The following is a 22,079-nucleotide window of genomic DNA, read 5'->3' as shown; positions in this document are numbered from 1 at the left end:
TCTCCCCCACTTTTTCTCAAGCTTCCATTTCTTCTTTAATCTTTTTCTCAAATTTGGTGGCATATTCAAGGATAATGTCCTGCGTAGCCTCTTGAATATCAAGCTCCTTGGTGATTCTTCCATCTGCCATTATCAGAATTCTATCACTGATTCCAAGAATCTCCGGCATCTCAGATGAAACGAAAAGCACGCCTATTCCCTGACTTTTTAATTCATTCATGAGATTATAGATTTCGACCTTTGAAGCGACATCAATTCCCCTCGTTGGTTCATCAAATATAACAACTCTGGAATTTCTCACCAGCCATTTACCGACAACAACCTTTTGCTGGTTTCCGCCGGAAAGACTGTCTGCATCTACCTCTGCATTCGCCAACCTTATATCCAGATTCTCTATAGATCGTTTTGTTATTTCTTCCTCTTTTTTTCTGTTCACAATACCTAATTTATCCGCGATGATGTCAAGATTCGGAAGGGCGATATTATCCCTTATACTAAGCTTTACGCATAATCCGTCTTTTTTTCTGTTTTCAGGAGCCAATACAATTCCCGCTTTTATTGCATCTATGGGCTTATTAATTTCCACTGCTGCTCCATCAACGATGATTTCTCCCGATTCTTTAGGGTCAACGCCAAATAGGGCTCTGGTGGTTTCTGTTCTTCCTGCACCCATTAACCCGGCGATTCCAACGATTTCCCCTTCAAAAAGAGAAAAATTAATATCCCTAACCATTTTTCCTGCATTTAAATTTTTTACTTCCAGTATTTTTTTTCCTGCACTTTTATCTATCCGTGGGAATTTCTCAGTGATTTCCCTTCCCACCATATAAGAGATGATCTCTTTCAGATTGGTGTCTTTATAGTTCATAGACGTTATATATTGTCCGTCTCTTAAAATCATCACCCGATCCACGATATACTGGAGCTCTTCAAGTCTGTGGGATATATATATGATTCCGCATCCTTCATCCTTCAACTTGTTAATAATCTTAAATAAATCATCAATTTCCCTGGAGGTTAAAGCAGATGTAGGCTCATCCATTATCAGTATTTTTGCCTTTGTAGATAGGGCTTTTGCAATTTCCACCATTTGTTGCTTAGATATGGATAAGTCTCCAACGATGGTTTCGGGATCAATATCAATATTTAGCCCATTAAGAATCTTCCCAGCCTCATCATTCATTTCCCTGTCGGATAAAATACCTCTCCTGGTCACTTCTCTTCCCAGGAAAATATTTTGCGCAACGGTAAGGTGGTCGCACATATTCAGTTCCTGATGAATAATTGCTATGCCTAATTCATGGGCTTTAACCGGATTCATATCATCAATGGTTTCCCCGAATATTTTCATTGTACCTTTATCCCTGGTGTACACACCGGACAATATTTTCATAAGTGTAGATTTACCTGCTCCATTTTCTCCAAGCAATGCAAGAACTTCTCCCGACTTTAGCTGTAAAGAAACATGATCAAGCGCCTTTACGCCCGGAAAGCTTTTGCAAACGTTTTCTAATTCGACAATATAATTTTCCATAAAAACCCCCTAATCCAGTTTCCCCCATGTAATTCTTTAAATAGATCATATCATAATTTAAAAAATAACATGGTAGAGATTCTTTTGAATTAGGGGGACATTTATTAGATCTTTTCTTTTTAAAGATCCAGTTCTTTTTTATCATAATTTTTTAGTAGTCTGCCATCTTCCATAACCAAGAGTCTATCCGAAACCGTTAAGGTATCCGATATATTCACTGCAAGAATAATCACTACAATCCCTTTTTTCTTAAGCTTATTGATAAGTTCTATGATTCGCCCTCTTAAATACATATCTGCATCCGTAAAGGGCTGCATGATAAAAACAACCTTAGGATTGAATATATGTATTCTATAATAGACTAAGTCATATAAGGATTTCACATCCAATCCTGCAAGATCCCGTGCATCTACGTCATTTCCTACGATTGCTCTATACTCTTCCTTTACATTCTTTAATATCTTTTTGCTTATAATACTTTTATTCAGCTTATAGTCTATAAGAAATGTAAGATTTTCCAAGTAGGACATATTATAAAACAGTGTCTTCTTAACAGGATTTTCAGGTATAAATACCACCTTATTCAACAATAAATTTGTAGCATTCATAGGAGCAACAGAATGGTTATCCAATAGGATCTCTCCATCTACCGGCTGGCTTGATCCGTTAAACATTTCAACGATATCCTGAATTCCTTTATTGTTAATATCAAGAATCGTTACACATTCACTTCTCTTTACAGAGAAACTTATGCCTTTAAGATTTTCAGTAACAAAATTTCTGAACTCAAATATTCCTGAATCTTCACGCGGTTCATTCAATCCTGTATTATTGCTGAAGGATATAATATAAGGCTTCAAAATCGCATCAGAAAAATCTTTTTTGTCTATTACCTTTATGATCCTTCCGTTTTCTAAAAGACAAGCCCTGTCACATATTTTAAAAGCCTCCTCATGATGATTGGCCATGTAGAGAAAAGAGATTCCCTGTTGTGTATAATATCGAATTAGCTTTTGAAAGTCTGCAAGCTCTTCAATACTTAAAAAGCTGGACAGTTCGTTGAGTATTACCAATTGTGCACCATTTATAACCGCTTTGATCAGCTCAATAATGGTCTTTTCAAAGATGGATAATTCAGAAACATATGCATGGGTTTCTATTTTTATCCCCAATGCTTTCAACAATGCATCCGTTTTTACTTTTAATTTCTTTTCTCTTATAATGTGGTCATGAAAATTGTGGTTCAGAACGTTAATGTTATCTGTTACCCTAAGATCTTCTACCAGTTTCGTCTCTTTATCAATGGTATAGACTTTGTTATTGGTCATGTTGCTGTGTTCATAATAATTTACAAGCTCTTCATTAAAGTATATTCTTCCAAAATTAATGGATACATTTTGTGATATAAGTTCTATCAACTGTCTTTTTCCATGATTATTCAACGGCATTAAACCCATTATTTCCCCTTTAAAAACATGGAAGTTTATATTGTCCAGATAGGTAATCCCATCTATCCTTCTTGTTACATTTTCTATTCTTAGCAACTCTTCCCTCATAACCCCGTCCTCATCATACACCTGTTAAAATATTAATTCATTATATAGGGCATTGTGATTTCAACATCTGTCCCCGCTCCCACTTTGCTATATACATAAATTCCATATTCATCACCGAAAATAAGCTTGATCCGGTTATTTACATTGAGCAATGCGATTCCGCCTTTGTTTTTATCCTCTTTCATATATTCAAGTGAGGCCCCTCTAAGCTTTTTATTCAGTCTTTTTACCCTTTCTTCTTCTATGCCTGCACCATTATCCGATATTGTAATAATAAGTCTTTTCGCTGTAGCAAGAATTTTCAATGTCAATAGTCCTTTTCCCATCTTCCGTTCTACCCCATGAAAAATAGCATTCTCAAAAATAGGTTGTAAGGTAAGCTTTGGTATTTTTGCTTTAAGTACTTCTTTATCCTGATCATCTTGGAATTCGATGCTAAAATCCAGTTTCTCGCCAAATCTAAATTTTTGTATTTTATAATAGTTTTCTACATTTGTGATTTCATCTTCAAGACTTACAAGCTTATCTACATTTGATATTGTATATCTGAAAAAAGTTGCCAGCGTTTCTGTCATATTCGCAATGCTGTCTACCCCTTCAATCAGGGCTTCACTTCTGATTCCTTCCAATGTATTGTACAAAAAGTGCGGATTAATCTGATTCTGAAGCGCTAAATATTCAGCATGTTTTTTGGAGCCTTCTATAAGTTCTTTTGTATCAATAATCTCCTTAAACTTCTGAAAGGCAAGGAATGATTCACGGTTGAAATGTACTCTAAGGTCAAAAACACCTTTGAAAATATAGCCTTCGTGAAAGAGCCTTAATACTTTGTTGCTTTCTTTATAAGGTCTATAAATCCATTTATAGGAGAAATATAAAACTCCGGCTATGAAAACCGTATAGATCAATAAAAAAATATATGTTCCCCTGCTGATAGCAGTAACTATCAAGTGTAAAAAAGTTATCAAAAGTATCATCATGATGCTAATGAGAACAACAAGTATTCTATCAAATAAATAAAGCCCTTTTTTATCCTTCATGCCATTCTCCTATGCGAATATTTTTCTATATTCATTAGGTTTTAGGCCTGTATGCTTAATAAATGATTTGGTAAAGTATTTGGCATCATTATATCCCACCATTAAGCATACATCCTGTATCCTTAAATCCGATTCCCTTAACAGATCCTTAGCCTTCTCTATCCTAATCTTAGAAAGATACTCGATAAAGGAAGTCCCTGTTTCCTTTTTAAAAAGGCTGCTGAAATAGCTTGGGTTAAATCCTATGTGTGCACCCAAATCCTCCAAAGTGATATTTTTCATATAATTCTCTTCTATATATTTTCTGGCCTGCTTTATTTGTTTAAGGTTATTATGGTATTTCTCCCCGGCTATAACCGTCAATGAAGCGGTTATATGCTCCACCAGCTCACCAAACAAGCAGTCTATAGAGCTGCAATTATCTATTATATTTTTAAGGCTTTGATCGTCACCGGGAGTACTGTCCACCTTTATATGATTACTTTTCATTGTGATGTAATAAACATTCCCTGTTTCATGGATCAGTTTTTTTAATTCAGCGCCCCTTATCCTTTTCCCCCGTATATCCTTCTTAAAATGAAAGATTGTCTTTTTTACCTCATCCACATCTAATAATTCTACCGCTTTAATAAATTTTTTTGAGAAGTTATAGAAAATATCTTCTATTTCAGTCTGATTCGTTCTTTGCCCATCCATTTCTATTATTTTTCCTGTTCCTTTTAGGATTCTATCTTCTATTAACAGTTCTGCCGTTTTAAAGGATCCTGTAATGTCTCTTAAATCTCTGACTTCTTCTCCAAGTGCAATGGTGATTTCCAGTTTTTCAGCAATAAAAATTTTTTGATGAAACCATGCCAGAATCTTTAAAAAAGCCGTCTCAATTTGTTTTTTCTCATTTTGGCCGTAATTTATCAAAATATATAAGCTGCTTTTGTTATAAATAATATCTGTTTCGTAAGTAATGTTTTGTAATTTTGATTTAACCATGTCTATGGTTTCGTTCACTATGTTCTTTATATTATTGGAATAGCCTTTGGTATGGTCAATCTTTAAAGCTGCTATATTAAAAAAGCCCTCCCGAAAATTGAAATGATAGTTTTCGTTAACCTCACTTAAAGTATACTCATTAAAGCTTTCCGGATTGAATCGTATAAGCTTGTTTAAAAATGCCTCTCTGATTTTATTTACATCATTTTTAAGTATCGATTCATACTCTTTCTCTAAACGAATCTGTCCCTTTTTCTTTTTAACACATTCTCCTGCTTTTATTAGAGCCTTGTGTAAATCGTCTTTGTTTATAGGCTTCAAAAGATATTCTTTTACTCCAAAAGCGATTGCTTTCTTGGCATATTCAAATTCGCCATACCCACTGATGATAATAAATTCCAATTCATTATTTATTTTTTTCGCCTTTTCTATCATCTCTAATCCATCATAACCAGGCATTCTTATGTCTGTAATAACAATATCCGGATTTTCCTTTTCAATAAGTTCCAGTGCTTCGATCCCATTACTGGCAGTCCCTATGATAAGCATACCGATCTGATCCCAATCTATAAGTTTCATGATAAGCTTGCATATTCGAGCTTCATCATCCGCTATTATCACTCTGATCATATGCTTCAACTCCCATTATAGATTTTTGCTTAAAATCCTTTAATTTCTCAGAGGTTATTACTTAACCTTTTCAATACACTTTTATGATTTTATTATACAATCATGGTTCTGCGTCCGTCAAACCACATATAAATTAGCTTAAATTCTCTTTATCGTAACGATAAAGAGAATTTCCAATGACGCAGACCATTGGAAGATACATTTCTTCAGTATCACTTGCTCGCAAATATCATTATGGCCATTCCTATAATAATGGTCGTTAATACATTTTTAGTTTTATACGCTGTAAATGCGGCAACCATTCCTGCTAAAAGATAACTATTGTTAAATGATATATCCAGATACCCCTTAGGCAGTAAAATAGCCGGTGTTATCAGTGCTGCCAGAAATGCTGTTGGTACGTGTTTCAACCACTTCTCCAGACAAGCTGGCATTCCCGTACTGGCAAAGATAAGCTGTGCTCCAATGCGCGTAACGAACGTTACCAAAGCCATGCCTATTATAATAGAGATTAGTTTAAAGTTCATTGTCTCTTCCCCTTTCCATGAGTCCTCCAACAATACTGGCAACAACAGCGGCTAGAATAATATACCACTTGCCAGGCAGATATAAGGCCCCCAAAACAGCTGTCAGCGCAGAGACTAGAGCTACAAGCAGGGCAGTGAGGTTAATCAGTCTGGGCATTAACAAAACCAGAAAGGTTAATGGTATGATAAAATCAAGTCCCCATTCCAGCGGGTTAGGGATATTGTGATAAAGTGCAGCTCCTAAAAAAGTAGAAGAAACCCATATAAGGTATAAAAAATAGCTTGCTCCTAACTGGTAATATACTTCATAGCCCTTTTTTTCAATCCGGTTGACCGTCAACGCATAACTTTCATCCGTCATACTGAAGGCTAAGAGATACTGTAGGATTTTAGACTGCTTGAAAAGATAAGGTGATAAGGATGCACCCATTAACAAGTGCCGTAGGTTAATTAAAAAAGTAGTAAAGACCAGTACACCCCAGTTGACAATACCGGAATTAATCATGGCAATCGCCATAAACTGGGCGGCTCCTGCAAAAACTGTCATGGACATAAGGGTTATTTCAAAAGTTGAAAAGCCTGCTGTTTTGCCCATTATACCACAGGTCAAGCCAAAGGGAATAATCCCTGCAGTAATGGGTAAGCAGTCTTTTAATACGTCCTTCCAAATAATTGTATTCCAATTTGATAAAGTGTAAGATGTATTTTTATCCACTAGCAATTTCAACTCCTTTCATTAATAAATTTATTATAATTTAAAAGGAAATATCAAATAAATATCCAATTATAATATTATTCTGTTAAATTGGATACCAAAGGAGTGAAAATCGAGAAATGGATATATCCAAATTGATCATTCATACAAAGTTGGACACTGCTTCACCCTATTACCTGCAGATTGCTGCTCTTATAAAATCGAAGATTGTTGACGGCTCCCTGGAAGCAGGCGAAAAACTTCCTGCCGAAAGAGAACTGGCTTTATTGTTCGAAGTCAGTAGAACCACGGCCATCAATGCATATCGCCATCTAGAAAAGGATGGCTACGTCAGTATAAAAAATGGCAGCGGTACATATGTCAGCGATAGATATTCTTTTGAAAGCAGCACCAATACTGAAATACCCTGGCCTCAACTGCTAAAACCTTATATTCAGTCCTCAATGGCTTCACTGATGAGTGAACTGATGGTTAGCAATGTGCTGGAGGATAAAATTTCCCTTGATGCCGGTATGCCGGATCCTGATTATTATCCGGTCGATATATTTTCTAAACTTCACAGGGATTACTCGGCAGAGTTAGATCCTAGGGATTTTGGACATATTCCTATTCACGGCTATGAACCCTTGAGACATACAATTACTCAAATGTTAGCTTCAGAAGGTATCCGGTGCCATGCTGATGAAGTAGTCATTCTTTCAGGGTCTCAACAGGGTTTATACCTTACTGCAAGGGTATTGATCGAGCCCGGTGATTATGTGGTTATTCAGGCACCTACTTATCTGGGAGCTATCCAAGTTTTTCAATCATTGGGGGCAAGGGTATTGAGCCTGCCGCAAAGGGAGGATTTTCCGCTTGAAATATTGGAAGATTATTTGGCCCGCTACAGGCCAAAATTATTGTACTGTATTCCCACCTTCCGAAATCCTGACGGTACGGTTATGAATACTGGGGAAAGAAAGAAGCTTATCCAGCTCGCAGCGCGTTATAGGTTGGCGATTCTGGAAGACGATCCTTACAGCAACTACTACTATGAAGATACGCCACCAGCAAGCTTGAAATCTCTGGATGACTATGGCGGGGTGGTATACTTAAGCACCTTTTCAAAAATACTGATGCCGGGATTAAGACTGGGATACATGGTTGCCCATCCCTCATTGATTAATAGAATTATTTTGGAGAAACAGTATGTTGATTTGCACAGCAATAATATTTCACAATGGCTGCTTGACTTATTTATTAAGGATGGATACCTGGCAAATCACCTGATAAAGATGCGGGGAATCTATAGGAACCGGAGAAATGTTATGGTTGATGCACTTAACCTGGGACTGAAATCAAAGCTTTCCTTTCAGATCCCTCAGGGAGGGTTTTACGTATGGTGTAAAATCAATGAAAATATTTCACCAAAAAAACTGTTGCAAGAGGCTTTAAAAATGGGCGTATCTTTCGTTCCGGGAGAAGCGTTCTATGCAGCCGCAGGAGAAGAATATGAATTTCGTCTCTGCTTCTCCCGGCATAACGAAAAGATAATATTAGAGGGGATAAGCAGATTGGAAAAAGCAATAGGCAAACTAAGAAAAGGCCAGTTTTCTACTCCTAAAAAAGAAATGCGGCCAATTATCTAAGGGGCATTTGACGCCTCAATCCGTAAAAATTCGAGCAATAATGCTAACTTATCAGACAATAATTAGCATTATTGCTCCAAATACAGCAATCAAAAACCACTAGCATGTGGGACAGATGAGGTCACTAACACTAAATCAGATACCCTGTTAAATATATTACTTAATAAAACTCAAAACTTATACCCGTGTCAGTTGATGATAAGTTCTAGTGCCTTTTCCAAAAGCTCGTCTCTTCCCTCTTTTATTCCTTGTATAGTAGGCTCTATATAAATATCCGGTGATAATCCTACTCTTTGGGTTTCTGATTTATCAGGATAGTAAATTCCAACTCCTGTGATGGCGGTCTCTATTCCTCCCGGCAGCCTAAATACCGCTATATTACCGTCTGTACCGCTTGAATTGCTTCCTATAACCTGTGCATTCGGTGCCTTTCTCAATGCCATAGTTGTAAACTCAGCCTGACTTTGAGTAGATTCGTTTATGATTATAATGACTTTCCCCTTGTAATAATTTGGATTATTGCTTCCAACCTTCAAATCTTCATCAAATACAAATTCTCCCGGCACAGACGGGTTTGCTACGGTTACTTTTGAAAAAACAACTTTTTGAGCCATAAGATAATTCCCCAAACTATAAACAATAAAATCTGAGGGGTAATGTCTTAAATCTACGATAAGTCCTTTCGTATCCCTATACTTACTCATAATATTATCTATTTCGCCCTTTTCTAATGCACCTGGATTGATATATCCTATATTTCCTTCCAAAAGTCTATGGGACTTTTCATTTGCCTCAAACATATTTGTAAGATTATAGCAATTAATATTTTCTTTTAAGGTCTTGCCATCTCTCTCCAGCGTAAGGATTAAGCTGTTGTCAGATGTTCTGAATAAATAGTAAAGCATATTCCTTATAATTCCCTTATCATTTGAAGCAGATATATATTTTGATCTTTCTTTTATGACTTCAAATACATCTTTATCATGAATCTTTAATATAATGTCGCCCTTTTGTATATTGGAATCCATTGCATACTTTTCTGCTTTATCTGTAACAACAATTTTATTCTCAACCAATTGAAATTTTATAGGAGCTACATTATATCCCCAATATTTTTCTAATTCCCTGCTATAATCCCTAACCCACCCATGAGAGTCATGTATTTTCGTTGTTAATTCTGCAACTGTAAGCTTATAGGATATTGAGTCCCTGCATTGGACAAACCTAGGTATAAACGCTGTTAAAACGCCATCCCAATCTTCTCCCATTACGGTTCTGTACGGATAATAATACTCAATGATATTCCAATATCTAAACAAGCTGAGGAGCTTATATCCATCATCGTCAAATTGCATATTTGGATAAGGCTTTTCATTTTTAAAGTCTACAAAAATTGAATCTTTTTCAAAGCGGGTATAGGCTTTATTTCTTTTTGAAATATAGGTTTTTGAAATTTTTACTAATAAATCACTTAACTCCTTGCTTAAAAACTTGTCGTCTTTTATCCAGTCTATATCCGGTGTCACCATAACATCTTTTTTATCAGGCCTGATGCCTTCTTTCACTTTTCCTAAGTTATTAACCCAATTATATAGAACTTTATCCACTTCACCGGAATCTTTTACTTCAATAACCTTGGGTATTATTCTGAACAGCTCATAGTCCCAATTTACTGAAGCGGCTATAACCTTTGGATGATGATATTTAACAAAGCCCCAAACTTTACATAACTTATGCAAATTTTCAACTTGGTCCTCATTTAGGTGCTCAATGCTAATACCACTTTCCTTATCCAGAAGTCCTCTATTTTTCATCATCCCCAAACTTACCAATATAGTAAGCGCAACCAAACCAATTAATAAGCTTCTTCCGACCCACAGATTTTTTCGCATCTATATCCCCCCATAAAATCTAAACTCTACCATCCATATAAATAATTATATGTCAATGTAATTTTAAAGAAAATAAAAAGCCTACTTCTGGCATAAGTAAGCTTTTAAAATACTTGCATATAATAATTATCCGTTTCCTCTAAAGATCGTAATTCCAAGGAGCAACACAAAAACAACAAAATAAGCAGTTGAAGCAACATCTGGTACAGTAAAAAAATCTTTTATACTATCATCTTAACATTTTTAAGTTTCCTGTTAATTTATTAATTTTTTTCTTTGGTCCATAAAGACATAGACCTAAATAATTTATCTGTTGTCTGTTCATTGCAGACAACTTTATTTCATAATCATCATAGCTTAAGGACTTTTGCGCCACCTCACTAAAACCAATAACCTGGATCTCCGGATCCTTATTTTCCAGCAATATATCATATTTTTCCTTAATCTCTTCTTTAGATAAAGTTAATATTGGAATCGGTATGTTTGTAATACCTTCATGAATCCTATCATCCTTATCTGCTACTTTTTTGCCAATTAAATTTTTTGTTTCACTGGCTAAACTAATACCTAATGCTGCCGTAGTGTTTGCTATTATACCCATTGGCAAACTTCCGTCAACAATCATCACGCATTTCATATATCAATACCTCCTTCTATAAAATGATTATAGAGGTATTTTCTATTGCTTTATTGTATAATATTGCTTTAAAATTTTAACGACTTATGATATTGAAGCGGGGTTATCCCATAGGCTTTTTTAAATTCCTTGGTAAAATGAGCTTGATCGTAAAAACCTGACCTTAGGGCAATATCTACTATATTGCTGCTGCTTTTCAGAAGATATTTCCCATAATTAATCTTAAGCTGCAGCTGGTAGGCATTGGGAGTGGTATTAAACTTATCCTTGAAATTTCTAATTAATGCAAATTTATTCATACTAAAATGTTCCTCCATATCCTTCAGATTCAAAGGCTGAAGAAAATGCTCCTTTATATAGGTCTTAACTGCATGGATCTTCCGGCTGCTTTCAAGCTTTATAGCTACATCACAGGTGTCAAATAAATGAATAAGCGTACTGATTAGTTCAACTTCCTTATCAAATCCGCTGACATCGCTCTTTAGAGTATCCACCAAATGCTTAATCTGATTAAACTCATATTCACCTAGTTTTTTTATGCCAATGGAATGCTTTGTATCCAGGTCATCAAAAATCCCCTTACAAAACGCATTGTCTACATAAATCATTGTAAATTGCCATTCGGTAATGTCTAATGGCTGACACCTATGACTTACATAGGGATATATGATTATGGCATCCCCAGCGCTAATATCATAGTTTTTTCCGTTTACATGCAATACCGTTGTTCCCTTTTCTATATAACCTATGGATAATTCCTGATGAAGATGATCTTTATATGCATGTACATCATTTGCACAGGTTTTAATCTCAACCATATTGCATGCATCTGCCCGATAATAATGTATCCCCTTCATAAACACCATCCTACATAAAATATATAATTCATTATATCATTGATTTAACGCTTTAAATTATTAACTATTGCAATATTTTACAATACAGGGTTTTAATTCCCTTATAAAATGTAGGTGTATTCAATATTTATGGCAAGGAGGTAAAAAATGATTAAAGGATATACCCTTCCACGGACACCTACAGGTGAGTCCAGCCTCGTGCCAAGCCCGCCTTGGCATTATGCAGGTAATGTACTGGCTGTAGAATACACAGCAGATCAAGAGAAAGCTGCAGCTTTTTTACCGGAAGGCCTTAGGCTTGCCAGCAGCCAATGTGGAATTTACTTCATCGAATGGCAATATACAAGCGATTCAGAGGAGGTCTATCTGGACCCAGTCTGCAGCCAGTACCGAGAAACGATTATTTTATTATCAGCAATCTATAATGAAACGCCAGTAGCCTATTGTCCTTTTATTTGGGTGGATCAGGACAAATCCCTTATGCGGGGGTTAATTCAAGGCTGGCCCAAGCAGATTGGAGAAACCTGGATAACCCGTTCTTATGATATACCTTCCAAAGCTTCTCCTATTATAGGAAAAGGGGGCAGGTTTGGTGCTGCGCTATCGGTTGGAGGCCGCCGGCTGGCAGAAGCAAAAGTAACGCTGATTGAGGAAAGCAATTCCCTGCCTACCCCAACATTTGCATCTGCTGTAAACGTAAGGTATTTCCCAGAGCTTACCAAAGGTAAGTATTTTGAACCTGCCGTTCACGAGCTTGTTCAGCTTAAATCTCGGAATGTAAACATATCTCCGGTCTGGAAGGGCGAAGCTTCCATGAAAATATTCGATCATCCCTATACTGAACTGCCCGATTTAAAACCCCTAAACGTCATTGCAGGCTACCGGTTTTCAGTGGCCCTTACGGTTGATGATCTGATCTGCCTTCGTGACTTGAGGTAGGAGAATCTATACAATAAATTTATTCTACAAATGGATAAGGTATTTTACTATCCCTTGTCCTTATTTCGGGTTTTTGCAAACCATCACTATTTTCTTTAGGCCAATATAAAATATATTTATTCCTCCTTATTTTAATTAACAAAATAAAGAAAGCAAGGAACATACCCATCTTCTCTTTACTTTGGGATATTCCTTGCTGTTTTTACCGTCTTAAGCTTTTGCTGCTGTAGTCGTTTTAGCAGCCTCTGGGCTTGAAGTCATAAAGAGAATGTATCTTATTAACACATATAGAACCATAATAACTGCCCAAAGCTCCAATATATTTATAAAATAACCCGCAAAAGGTATACCGGGTCCAGTCTCTGTCAGATACGCACGGGTACCCTTCATGGCAATAGCGGTAATGACAAATGGAAAGGTAAAGGCCGAATAGCTTGGATAAAACTTTAACTTAAACAGCTTAGGCATATTCATAATAACAAAAATAAACATTGATAATGAAAGAACGGTTAAAAAGCCTACCATCAATATGCTTTTGCTTTGAAAGGAATTTAGGTAACCGGCCAGGCACAGACTTGCCGGCGCAGTATAGATTGCTAATGTAGGCATTGCCGGCTCAGGAATTTCTTTGACAATAAAAGTTCTATATAAAACAATCGGTAATAACACTAAATAGCATACAAACCCAAACCAGAAAATATATTGACCAAGCTGTGCTAAGTTAAATGCAGGTGCAGTTACACTGGCACATACAATTCCAACATAAACGATAAAATAGCTTGGAAATACCTTCTTTACGTTGAAGTTTACTATATATTTCATTGTAAAGAGCACAATTAATATAATATGCAGGGCCAAACCCAGCAGCCATAAGCCGTATGCTGCTGAAGCGGCATAGGGTTTAATATAAGTTGATAATAATATCAACCCCATCGAAAAAGTAGGGATTATACTGGCAATCACAGGGTTTTCGAAACCTTCCTTGACAGCTTTCGGCATTATGAATATTTTTGTTAATAATAATAGTAGTACAATCCCCGACATAATACCAAATATATTTCTATAAATACTTCCATAAGAAAGCAAAAGATTCCCCGTTGCTGCCAAAGCCAATATTAGTCCGGCTATGGGAAGAGGCAATTTTTTAATCATAAACGAATCATTCTCCTTCTTAAAGTTTATGAATATTTTATTCTTAACCATTCCTCATACTTAATAAAGTTGGATTAGGCTTGTGCAGCTTCGATTTTTTCCGAAACATCAGGGTCCTCCAACAGCTTTTCAGCTATCCATGCAGCTACCTCACCGGTAATTTGGACACAGTGTGCTTTTCTTTCCGGGCTGGTAAACTCATAGCCTTTCACAAGAACTCTGCAACATGTACTTTTGTATATCTCCTTGATGTGATCATGAAGGGCTGCTGAAACAGGAAACATTTTTTCATTCATTGCCTCACCATGCTTCCTTCCGTAAGCCATACCCAGCGCCATGGAACCTCCGCTTACAGCGCCGCACAAACATCCGGATTTTCCCAGTCCAATCGGAAATGCAGACGCAAGCTTAACCACATCTTCTTGGAAGGGGCGGCCCAGGAATTCATTAATCGTATGCACAACAGCTTCTGAACAGAAGAACTCTCCCCGTTGAAAATAACCTTCTGCCTCCTTGCGAACAGCTTCAATGCGTTTGTTTTTCTCCATTTTATTCCCTCCAAATAGTAGTGTAAAAATCTACGATAAGTATATTAAACCGTGTTTGATAATACAAATAGAAAAAATATATAAAACTACTAAATTGAATAGGAATAATCTATAGATAATAGTATTAAATGAAAGGTTTTGCTGAATGGTTGATTCCCTTTATTCATAAATACTGCTTACCCGAAAATTTAAATTTTCCTTATCTGTTGGATATGCAACTCTGGCATAGTTTTCTAAAATTTCTAAGCACTCCAGCTTCATGTTGTTCATATGCTTATGTCTAATCTTATAACATATTCTTGATGGTGCCGAGGATTCAAGCTTTTGAATAACAAATTTTTTGTATGTCATAAAATGATTTGCTACTGATTTTGGTACAATTGTCCACTGATTTTCATCATACATTAGTGAAAAAATCAGTGCGGCAGTATCCACCATTATTCGCGAACCAGGTGTTGTCTCCCACCATTTTTCATGCCAAATTTGATAAGAAGGGCCCCAGTTCATAAAAATTTCATGGTTACTATCCAGTTTTTCAGGTGAAATTAACTCATTAGGCGTCCTGTAATTCGTTGCTAAACGAATCACAACCATTTCATCTTCATAAAAAGGTTCAACCAATATATTCGGTATAATTTTTTCCTTTTTTACAAAAGCAATATCTACGTCCCGCCGTACAACACTTTCATAAGACTCGTCAGTATGCTGGGACAGAATTGTCATATTTACTGTTGGCTTGTGTTGACACATCTTTTGGTACAGGGGAGGCAATATATAACTATTAAAACTATCCGCCGCACCTATAATGATGCTTTTTCGATTCCCTCTTCTTTTAAGTATTTCGGTTTCCTGTTGGAGGCTCATCCACCGCTCGGCAATGCTAATGAATTCTTCTCCAAAAGGCGTGAGTAGTATTTCTTGAAGGCCTTTTTCTCTCACTAAAAGTTTTTTACCAATCTCCTGCTCCAGCATTTTTAGCCTGTAGCTTATCGTTGACTGTGAAAGATGCAATTCATCGGCCGCCTTCGTCAAAGTCCTGGTTTTAACAATTGTTAAAAAAGCTTCGATTCCAAGATAATTCAGCATCCCTATCCCCCATTTATCAAATTTATCGATATTTATTATCTATTTTTTGCGCTTAACATCTATTATTTCTATATATATACTTACCATATTAAGAAAATTTCATCAATGGTATTGGGGGATCTAAAATGACAAGCATAGGCTTCATACTCATTATTTTTTCTGCAATTTGTCATGCAACATGGAACTATACTACAAAAAAGATTAAGAGTAATACAACTTTCATTTGGCTATTTTCAGCGATTTCTTCAGTTATTTATTTGCCATTTGTTTTGACATTATTATTTGTTTATAAGATCAATTTTCAATTTTTCTTTATTTTCTTTATTACGGGAAGCGCAGCATTACATTCTGCTTATTTTATATTACTAAACAAGGGCTATCGTTCTGGAAATCTTTCTGTAATATACCCTTTGGCCAGAGGCACAGGTCCGCTATTTTCAACGGTGATCGCTATTGTTTTTTTAAAGGAAAGTGCATCTCCAGCTGCAATCGTTGCTATTCTTCTAATAATATCAGGAATTGTTTCAATCACAGGGAACCCTGCCTTAATTCTAAATTCAAGCAAAGATAATTCTCTTATTTATGCTTTTCTATGCGGGCTTACGATTGCTTCCTATACTATTTTTGATAAAATAGCAGTAAGTACACTCATGCTGCCACCCATTCTCCTGGACTGGCTAGTGAATTTAGGCCGGGTTTTGCTCCTTACACCTTACGCATTGCGTAGAAGAGATCAACTAAAAGGATTAATGCTTTACCATAAAAAGGAAGTGCTTACGGTAGCAGCATTATCTCCACTGTCATATATTCTAGTTTTAACCGCTATGGTTTCCACCCCCGTTTACTATGTTGCCCCCATAAGAGAACTTAGCATATTAATTGGTACCTTTTTTGGTGTTCGATTTCTTTCAGAAGATTTGACTACAATAAAGCTGATGGGCATATGCCTGATGGTAATAGGAATAATTACCCTTTCCCTTGCATGAATAATAGAGTATCAGCAGACTTAGTCAAGCAAACTGTCCTCACCCTTTCGAGAAATATTAAACTTCTCAGTCACACATCTATAATTAGAAATGTAAATATCAAACTTTCTTAGAGGATTTGCAATATATTCTGCTATATTAAATATTCACACAGCCTGCGTCCTCCAGTCCTATTATATAAAAAACCGCCAGCTTAGCCGGCGGTCATGATTCAAACTAGTACTATATATTATATGCTTTATCTTTGTGCTTCAAACTGTCTTAAAAGTTTAACAAACAATTCAGGAATCTTTGCCATTTTTTCAGGGGTTTCTACAAATGAAATTCGGAATTGCGTGCTTCCTGGATTTTCCTCTCCTGCTTGAATATCATAGAATCCCTTCATCGGTGCTACCAGAAGCGTTGTTTCAACTCCATCGATTTCTACAGACCCTTCTCCTGCACAGTATAAGACAAAATCAATTGCATCAAACCCGGGTTTTACTACTTTTCTAACGTCAATTACAGTGTATATGGATGCATCAGGGCTGGAAACAATCAAACCAGGTTCCTGCTCCTTCAAGCCTTTATACACACCCACGATTTGTTCTCTGTAGTACTCTCGAATATTTTTGCACCATTCAGCGATTTGTTCCTTGCTCTCATGCGCCAGTGCCCCGAATATATACTGTCCGATTACATTGGCGCAAAGGTTTGCAGTATACTCAGCTACGGAGCGGTTGTTGAATTCAGCATTGTCCGTAATCAAAGCACCGATTCTTAAACCGCAGGCATTCCATACCTTTGACGCAGTCTCGATGCTAATTCTCCTGCCTTCAATGCCAGGAACATCTGCATCTGTAACTCCCCAGATACTCACAAGTTTGCTGTCTCCTACATAATAGAGTTCACGATAGGCTTCATCGCTGACCATCCACATGTTATATTTCACACACAATTTAGCCAGTTCTTTAAGGGTTTCATAATCATAGTACTGTCCTGTAGGATTGTCATAAGGAATGACAAGAAGCGCTCCAGGATTATGTGCTTTAATTGCCTCTTCAATTTTATTTAGTTCCGGAAGGTTGTACTTGCCGTCTTCGCCTAAATTACGCTTTACTGTAACGGTTTTACGTCCGATTCTTTCTGCAAAAGAAATATAATTGGTATAGGCTGGATCGATCATCATAAGGGGTTTGTCTCCAGTACCTGCAGCTCCACATACACCTACTAAAAGCAATTCCATAGCCGCAGATCCGCCGTCGGTTACCTGAACAAACAATTTGCTTGTATCGAAACCTTCACACTTAAGGATATTTTTAAACGCATCCTGACACTCTGTATAACCAGCGGTAGTTGAATATCTCACAACACCCTTTGCAAACGGGCTATCCGGTGCATCAAGGCCAAACATCCTTTTTTGCATAGCGGGATTTGTTGGGAGTGAAACGTTACCGATACCTACATTGATTACAGCCTCGGGTTTGACTTTTCGCTCCTCATATTTCATTTGTGCCAGTCGAACAGCTGATGGTTTTCTTGATTCAAAGTGAGCTGATAGAATTGGTTTACTCATTAATAAATCCCCTTTTCTAAAAGTATTTTTTAATTTTCGAGCCGCTTTACTTTAAGTATTCGAGTATAACGTTTTCTTTGTATACTCAGTACTATTTTACCACCAATTTATATTCATTTCACTTTTTTTTTATATGTTTCTTTGATGAAAAATGAATTCCCAAAATCACTTACTTTAGGGTGCGGAACAGTCCCCTGCAATTTTTGTCTGATTGCTAAATGGATATTATTTTGTAACTTCTTTGTAACGACTTATTCTTTAAAAATATATAAAATTTATTTCTAGGAGGAGCATTGTTTTAGGTTAGACATACGCACCGGTAAGAAATAGCAAAGTGGAAAGCGGAGTCTATTCCAGATTTAATCCTCCTTTTTTAGGGTGGAATGTAGTGAAAATCTTATACAGCAGGTTTAGTAAAAATAGTATCATACGGAGGGATAAAAATTGAAAAAATTAATAGTAATTATTTTGACATTCACCATTATATTAACTGGCTGCTCTACCAACAATAATGTAACTGAAACTACGCAACCGGAGAACCGTCAAGATCTTCAAAATGATATAGGGGACAGCAGCAATACCAATTCCAACATACCCGATAATATCAATACGGCTGGCAGCCTTTTTGAAAAAGGATATTATGATTATCAAGGGACTATAAACAATGATATAACAATCCGCATGAGTCTCTATCCGCTAGAAAAAGATATTGTCGGTTCATATTTTTATGAAAGTCAAAAAAAGGAAATTGATCTGAAAGGAAAAGCTGGAGGAGAAGATATTTTGTTGTATGAATACGATGAAACCGGCAAAAATACCGGTGTTTTTAGAGGAAGTATGGATACGGTTGATAAAATTGAAGGAACTTGGACAAGTGCAGATAATAAAAAAAATTATCCTTTTACACTATCCCTCATAAGTAATCTTCCCGGGGCCGAATATGGAAAAAGATATGCCATTGCAGCTCTTAAGGCCAGCGATCAGGATGTGGAAAACTTTATCAATAAAGTTCAAGATTATGTAATGAATAATAAAAAGGAAGAATTATCCAAACAAATAAGCTATCCTATCACCGTAAAAATTGATGGGAAGGCTACAACAATACAAAATAAAGATGACTTTATTAAACATTATGATAAAATTTTCTATTTAGATTATAAACAGGTAATTGGCAGTGCTTCTACAAAATATATGTTCGCAAATTGGCAAGGCATAATGTTTGGCACAGGTTCAAGCAATATTTGGATTAATGAACTGACGGCTACAGATGGTAATCAAAAATTGATGATTACTGCTATAAATCATTAAGATAAATAAATACACTCCCTTAAAGAACGCAGAGACGGCAGACCGCATGAAAATGGAAAATGGTTGGGATGTTCACACGGTCTGCCGCTTCTGCACCTCTATCAAGATTCACAGGAGTTTGAGTTGTCTGTTTGTGCTCTGTACCAATGTCAGGCACTTTATTTAACTAAAGTGCAAGCTAAATTCTTTTATACAAAACCAAAAGGACCCCAAGAATAAAAAAGATAAATATAAAAGTAATAAAATTTAATTTTTTCATTTGAAGTTTTGTCCAAAGGTTTTTATTAACAAATATCAAAGCCGGCAAATAGATGGCACTTAAAAATATTGATAGGATTAAGAATACGACGAACAGTCCTTCATCCAATGTAGGGTCTATTATCCATCCAAAAGACTCAGCGACATACATAAAGGTCATCATCCACGAGAGAGCTACAAAGAAGAATAAACCTCCAAAAATAAAATTAAATAAACCAGAGAATAAAATGTAGATTGTTTTCATTTAATACCCCTGACGCTATATCACAAATTTAATTTTCCCGTCTCATAAATAAAAATTTACAAATCCTCTAAGAAATATTTACCCTCTAAAAACGCTGCACATATTCCTAACTTTTCAAAATAATCAACCATAGATATACATGCATATTTTTCAGTTGAGTAATGGGTTGCCCCAATAACATTGATTTGATTATCTTTTACTATTTTGTGAAATTCCATTGTCGGTTCAAAATACTGTAGCGGTTTTGTAAAACCAGTTAAATATACATTAATGCCCAGGTCTGCTAATTCTGTTGCTACAAACGGATATGATCCTCCGCCTGCCGCTATTGCAATCTTTCCGTTTCTTATATCCGCCTCGCCATAATTTCGTAATTTTATATCATGTCCAATCACTTTTCCAACATGATCTGAAAAATCCAAAACTGATTTGAAACTTGTCTTACAAATAACTCCTACCTTAATATTATCGTATTGACAAAACTCATCAACCACTTCCAGATTCAATGCTTTTGCTAAGCTTACGGATGTTGAGTACTCCCCGTTTCTATCAAGCGGTGCATGAAGCATATAGAAAGAAATACGCCTTTTTTTCATTTCCTCCAGGTACGCAAGGGGGATATTATAAAATGGAAATCCTTCTGCATTTCCCCTGTAACCCATAGCATGATGAGAAAACAATAAAAGATCAAACGCATTGGTATCTAGAATCCTCTCAATAATCTCTTTATCAGGAAAAGTTGCCGTATAGACCTTTTCAATATTATGGGAGTTGTCTAAAATAAGGCCCATATATTTTGATTTGAAAGTTGGAACAATATAGCTATTAAAGTCCATAAAACTCCAATCATCTCTGATATTCTTAATGTCAAAATCCTCGTCTAGCCGGTTATATAATTCATTGGCAAGCATGCAATCCCCTCCTGAATATCCCTTTAACCCATCAAAAATGCATAATAGACAATTACTTGTTTCAAGCCTATTGTATAACAGTATTTTTACATATTATACCACAACATATGTTTGTGTACACCGTGTATATAAAAGCAATGCCCTTTTATACAACACTAAACTATTTTATAAACTCCTTGAGACTCACAAAGGGATTCGTATACCGTTCACGTTCTTGAGTTTTCTTACCGTACTGGATAGCTTGTTTGGGACACCATTGAATACAGGCAAGACATTGCTCACATTTATGGTTCCAAACTGGCTTCCCTTCCTTGATCTCTATATTATCAGCGGGGCAAACTTTATTACATATTCCACAGTGATCACATCTGCTATCCACCCAAAAATCCTTATCCATTTTGGGAAAATGGGGCATAGATACACTATAAAGAGCCTTACTTAAGAAAAAGTTGGCTAAGATTGACCCAGATTCTATACCATGCTCTTCTTGTTTTTTAATGGTGTTTGCTATATGTCCCATTCTATTAACCCAATTCTCGAACATTTTCTTTTGCCGTTCCTCAGATATCGCTCCCCCCCATATAATATAGTTTGTAGGCATTTGTACCACAAAACCCGATGAAAGCTTTATATTTTGCCGGGCAAGCTTTTTCTGGGTCTGTAGCAGAGTTCCTGCGGCAGACCCTCCACAGGTCGCTATGGCAAAAAAGTATTTTGCATGCTCTTTCCTAAGCTTTTTAACAAACTCAGTAACCATCAAGGGCATTCCCCAGCAGTAGACAGGAAATACTATTCCTATGTTGTCCACGGATGTATCCGGCCCTGATTTTATTGCTTTTGGAATAGAGGTTAGTGTTGTTTCTCCTAGTTTCTCCGATATGTCCTTTGCCACTTTTAAAGAATTGCCCGTTCCAGAGAAATAGTAAATATTTGTTTTCATAAAAACACATCTCCCGTTCTAATATTATTTTTGAATATTATATTTCATCCTAATAATACGTTAATACGCTATCATTTGTTTCCATTGTCCTTCAATTCTTCTATACTCTTTAAATATAATCCTGCTATATCTTAGGCTCCACATAGATG

General features: G+C 36.2%; 19 protein-coding genes. 4 read left to right on the top strand and 15 right to left on the bottom strand.

The window, feature by feature from the left end:
* Positions 1-16: 16 nt before the first annotated feature.
* The 6 genes from Gferi_RS14200 to Gferi_RS14175 form a co-directional block, all read right to left on the bottom strand.
* Positions 17-1,534: a sugar ABC transporter ATP-binding protein gene (locus Gferi_RS14200; RefSeq protein ID WP_069977572.1), complete on the bottom strand. Its 1,518-nt coding sequence runs from the start codon at positions 1,532-1,534 to the stop codon at positions 17-19.
* A 119-nt stretch (positions 1,535-1,653) separates the two neighbouring features.
* Positions 1,654-3,090 carry an ATP-binding cassette domain-containing protein gene (locus Gferi_RS14195; RefSeq protein WP_069977570.1) on the bottom strand — a complete coding sequence of 479 codons (1,437 nt, stop codon included), beginning with the start codon at positions 3,088-3,090 and terminating at the stop codon, positions 1,654-1,656.
* A gap of 32 nt (positions 3,091-3,122) precedes the next feature.
* Complete coding sequence (locus Gferi_RS14190) at positions 3,123-4,130, bottom strand: sensor histidine kinase (RefSeq protein WP_069977568.1); 1,008 nt, start codon at positions 4,128-4,130, stop codon at positions 3,123-3,125.
* Positions 4,131-4,139: 9 nt separating this feature from the next.
* Positions 4,140-5,747, bottom strand: a complete 1,608-nt coding sequence (locus Gferi_RS14185; RefSeq protein WP_069977566.1) for a response regulator transcription factor — start codon at positions 5,745-5,747, stop codon at positions 4,140-4,142.
* Between the two features lie 212 nt (positions 5,748-5,959).
* Entirely contained in the window at positions 5,960-6,274 is a 315-nt protein-coding gene (locus tag Gferi_RS14180; protein ID WP_069977564.1) for an AzlD domain-containing protein, read from the bottom strand.
* Positions 6,264-6,989 carry an AzlC family ABC transporter permease gene (locus Gferi_RS14175; RefSeq protein WP_083273855.1) on the bottom strand — a complete coding sequence of 242 codons (726 nt, stop codon included), beginning with the start codon at positions 6,987-6,989 and terminating at the stop codon, positions 6,264-6,266. The genes Gferi_RS14180 and Gferi_RS14175 overlap by 11 nt, the downstream gene beginning before the upstream one ends.
* Positions 6,990-7,108: 119 nt before the next feature.
* On the opposite strand from Gferi_RS14175, the gene pdxR reads away from it, so the two are divergent.
* The gene (pdxR, locus tag Gferi_RS14170; protein ID WP_069977562.1) at positions 7,109-8,617 is read left to right on the top strand and encodes a MocR-like pyridoxine biosynthesis transcription factor PdxR; all 1,509 of its coding nucleotides are present in this window, start codon (positions 7,109-7,111) and stop codon (positions 8,615-8,617) included.
* A 188-nt stretch (positions 8,618-8,805) separates the two neighbouring features.
* Here pdxR and Gferi_RS14165 read toward each other — a convergent pair whose 3' ends face one another.
* The 3 genes from Gferi_RS14165 to Gferi_RS14155 all read right to left on the bottom strand — a co-directional run bounded on the left by Gferi_RS14165 (position 8,806) and on the right by Gferi_RS14155 (position 12,003).
* Positions 8,806-10,509, bottom strand: a complete 1,704-nt coding sequence (locus Gferi_RS14165) for a S41 family peptidase (RefSeq protein ID WP_069977560.1) — start codon at positions 10,507-10,509, stop codon at positions 8,806-8,808.
* A 229-nt stretch (positions 10,510-10,738) separates the two neighbouring features.
* Positions 10,739-11,146: a DUF2000 domain-containing protein gene (locus Gferi_RS14160; protein WP_069977558.1), complete on the bottom strand. Its 408-nt coding sequence runs from the start codon at positions 11,144-11,146 to the stop codon at positions 10,739-10,741.
* A gap of 68 nt (positions 11,147-11,214) precedes the next feature.
* Positions 11,215-12,003 carry a helix-turn-helix transcriptional regulator gene (locus Gferi_RS14155; protein ID WP_069977556.1) on the bottom strand — a complete coding sequence of 263 codons (789 nt, stop codon included), beginning with the start codon at positions 12,001-12,003 and terminating at the stop codon, positions 11,215-11,217.
* Between the two features lie 147 nt (positions 12,004-12,150).
* Between Gferi_RS14155 and Gferi_RS14150 the strand changes: the two genes are divergently transcribed.
* On the top strand, positions 12,151-12,942 hold the full coding sequence (locus Gferi_RS14150; RefSeq protein ID WP_069977554.1) for an acetoacetate decarboxylase family protein: 792 nt from the start codon (positions 12,151-12,153) through the stop codon (positions 12,940-12,942).
* 210 nt (positions 12,943-13,152) lie between these two features.
* Here the strand turns inward: Gferi_RS14150 and Gferi_RS14145 are convergent, their stop codons facing one another.
* The 3 genes from Gferi_RS14145 to Gferi_RS14135 form a co-directional block, all read right to left on the bottom strand.
* Positions 13,153-14,094 carry a TDT family transporter gene (locus Gferi_RS14145; protein ID WP_069977552.1) on the bottom strand — a complete coding sequence of 314 codons (942 nt, stop codon included), beginning with the start codon at positions 14,092-14,094 and terminating at the stop codon, positions 13,153-13,155.
* A 74-nt stretch (positions 14,095-14,168) separates the two neighbouring features.
* Positions 14,169-14,642, bottom strand: a complete 474-nt coding sequence (locus tag Gferi_RS14140; RefSeq protein WP_069977548.1) for a C-GCAxxG-C-C family protein — start codon at positions 14,640-14,642, stop codon at positions 14,169-14,171.
* Between the two features lie 159 nt (positions 14,643-14,801).
* Positions 14,802-15,728: a LysR family transcriptional regulator gene (locus Gferi_RS14135; protein WP_083273567.1), complete on the bottom strand. Its 927-nt coding sequence runs from the start codon at positions 15,726-15,728 to the stop codon at positions 14,802-14,804.
* 125 nt (positions 15,729-15,853) lie between these two features.
* Here Gferi_RS14135 and Gferi_RS14130 point away from each other — a divergent pair, with 125 nt between their 5' ends.
* Positions 15,854-16,714, top strand: coding sequence for a DMT family transporter (locus tag Gferi_RS14130; protein WP_069977546.1), 861 nt, complete (start codon positions 15,854-15,856; stop codon positions 16,712-16,714).
* A 238-nt stretch (positions 16,715-16,952) separates the two neighbouring features.
* On the opposite strand, the gene Gferi_RS14125 is transcribed toward Gferi_RS14130, so the two are convergent.
* On the bottom strand, positions 16,953-18,269 hold the full coding sequence (locus Gferi_RS14125; RefSeq protein ID WP_069977544.1) for a pyridoxal phosphate-dependent aminotransferase: 1,317 nt from the start codon (positions 18,267-18,269) through the stop codon (positions 16,953-16,955).
* Positions 18,270-18,713: 444 nt separating this feature from the next.
* Here Gferi_RS14125 and Gferi_RS14120 point away from each other — a divergent pair, with 444 nt between their 5' ends.
* The gene (locus Gferi_RS14120; protein ID WP_069977542.1) at positions 18,714-19,577 is read left to right on the top strand and encodes a hypothetical protein; all 864 of its coding nucleotides are present in this window, start codon (positions 18,714-18,716) and stop codon (positions 19,575-19,577) included.
* A gap of 558 nt (positions 19,578-20,135) precedes the next feature.
* Here Gferi_RS14120 and Gferi_RS14110 read toward each other — a convergent pair.
* Both Gferi_RS14110 and Gferi_RS14105 read right to left on the bottom strand, forming a co-directional pair.
* Positions 20,136-20,990 (bottom strand): Nif3-like dinuclear metal center hexameric protein, encoded by an 855-nt coding sequence (locus Gferi_RS14110; protein ID WP_069977538.1) that lies wholly within the window; start codon positions 20,988-20,990, stop codon positions 20,136-20,138.
* A 160-nt stretch (positions 20,991-21,150) separates the two neighbouring features.
* Entirely contained in the window at positions 21,151-21,930 is a 780-nt protein-coding gene (locus Gferi_RS14105) for an EFR1 family ferrodoxin (protein ID WP_069977531.1), read from the bottom strand.
* Positions 21,931-22,079 lie beyond the last annotated feature (149 nt).

It is taken from the genome of Geosporobacter ferrireducens, assembly GCF_001750685.1.
Classification (GTDB): domain Bacteria; phylum Bacillota; class Clostridia; order Peptostreptococcales; family Thermotaleaceae; genus Geosporobacter; species Geosporobacter ferrireducens.
Note: the sequence above shows the minus strand (reverse complement) of the source record. Positions and strands in the feature narration are given on the sequence as shown.

Excerpts from the sequence above, each read along its gene's own strand:
- Gferi_RS14200 (WP_069977572.1), bottom strand. The coding sequence starts at position 1,534 with ATGGAAAATTATATTGTCGAATTAGAAAACGTTTGCAAAAGCTTTCCG.
- Gferi_RS14195 (WP_069977570.1), bottom strand. The coding sequence starts at position 3,090 with ATGAGGGAAGAGTTGCTAAGAATAGAAAATGTAACAAGAAGGATAGAT.
- Gferi_RS14190 (WP_069977568.1), bottom strand. The coding sequence starts at position 4,130 with ATGAAGGATAAAAAAGGGCTTTATTTATTTGATAGAATACTTGTTGTT.
- Gferi_RS14185 (WP_069977566.1), bottom strand. The coding sequence starts at position 5,747 with ATGATCAGAGTGATAATAGCGGATGATGAAGCTCGAATATGCAAGCTT.
- Gferi_RS14180 (WP_069977564.1), bottom strand. The coding sequence starts at position 6,274 with ATGAACTTTAAACTAATCTCTATTATAATAGGCATGGCTTTGGTAACG.
- pdxR (WP_069977562.1), top strand. The coding sequence starts at position 7,109 with ATGGATATATCCAAATTGATCATTCATACAAAGTTGGACACTGCTTCA.
- Gferi_RS14165 (WP_069977560.1), bottom strand. The coding sequence starts at position 10,509 with ATGCGAAAAAATCTGTGGGTCGGAAGAAGCTTATTAATTGGTTTGGTT.
- Gferi_RS14160 (WP_069977558.1), bottom strand. The coding sequence starts at position 11,146 with ATGAAATGCGTGATGATTGTTGACGGAAGTTTGCCAATGGGTATAATA.
- Gferi_RS14155 (WP_069977556.1), bottom strand. The coding sequence starts at position 12,003 with ATGAAGGGGATACATTATTATCGGGCAGATGCATGCAATATGGTTGAG.
- Gferi_RS14150 (WP_069977554.1), top strand. The coding sequence starts at position 12,151 with ATGATTAAAGGATATACCCTTCCACGGACACCTACAGGTGAGTCCAGC.
- Gferi_RS14145 (WP_069977552.1), bottom strand. The coding sequence starts at position 14,094 with ATGATTAAAAAATTGCCTCTTCCCATAGCCGGACTAATATTGGCTTTG.
- Gferi_RS14140 (WP_069977548.1), bottom strand. The coding sequence starts at position 14,642 with ATGGAGAAAAACAAACGCATTGAAGCTGTTCGCAAGGAGGCAGAAGGT.
- Gferi_RS14135 (WP_083273567.1), bottom strand. The coding sequence starts at position 15,728 with ATGCTGAATTATCTTGGAATCGAAGCTTTTTTAACAATTGTTAAAACC.
- Gferi_RS14130 (WP_069977546.1), top strand. The coding sequence starts at position 15,854 with ATGACAAGCATAGGCTTCATACTCATTATTTTTTCTGCAATTTGTCAT.
- Gferi_RS14125 (WP_069977544.1), bottom strand. The coding sequence starts at position 18,269 with ATGAGTAAACCAATTCTATCAGCTCACTTTGAATCAAGAAAACCATCA.
- Gferi_RS14110 (WP_069977538.1), bottom strand. The coding sequence starts at position 20,990 with ATGCTTGCCAATGAATTATATAACCGGCTAGACGAGGATTTTGACATT.
- Gferi_RS14105 (WP_069977531.1), bottom strand. The coding sequence starts at position 21,930 with ATGAAAACAAATATTTACTATTTCTCTGGAACGGGCAATTCTTTAAAA.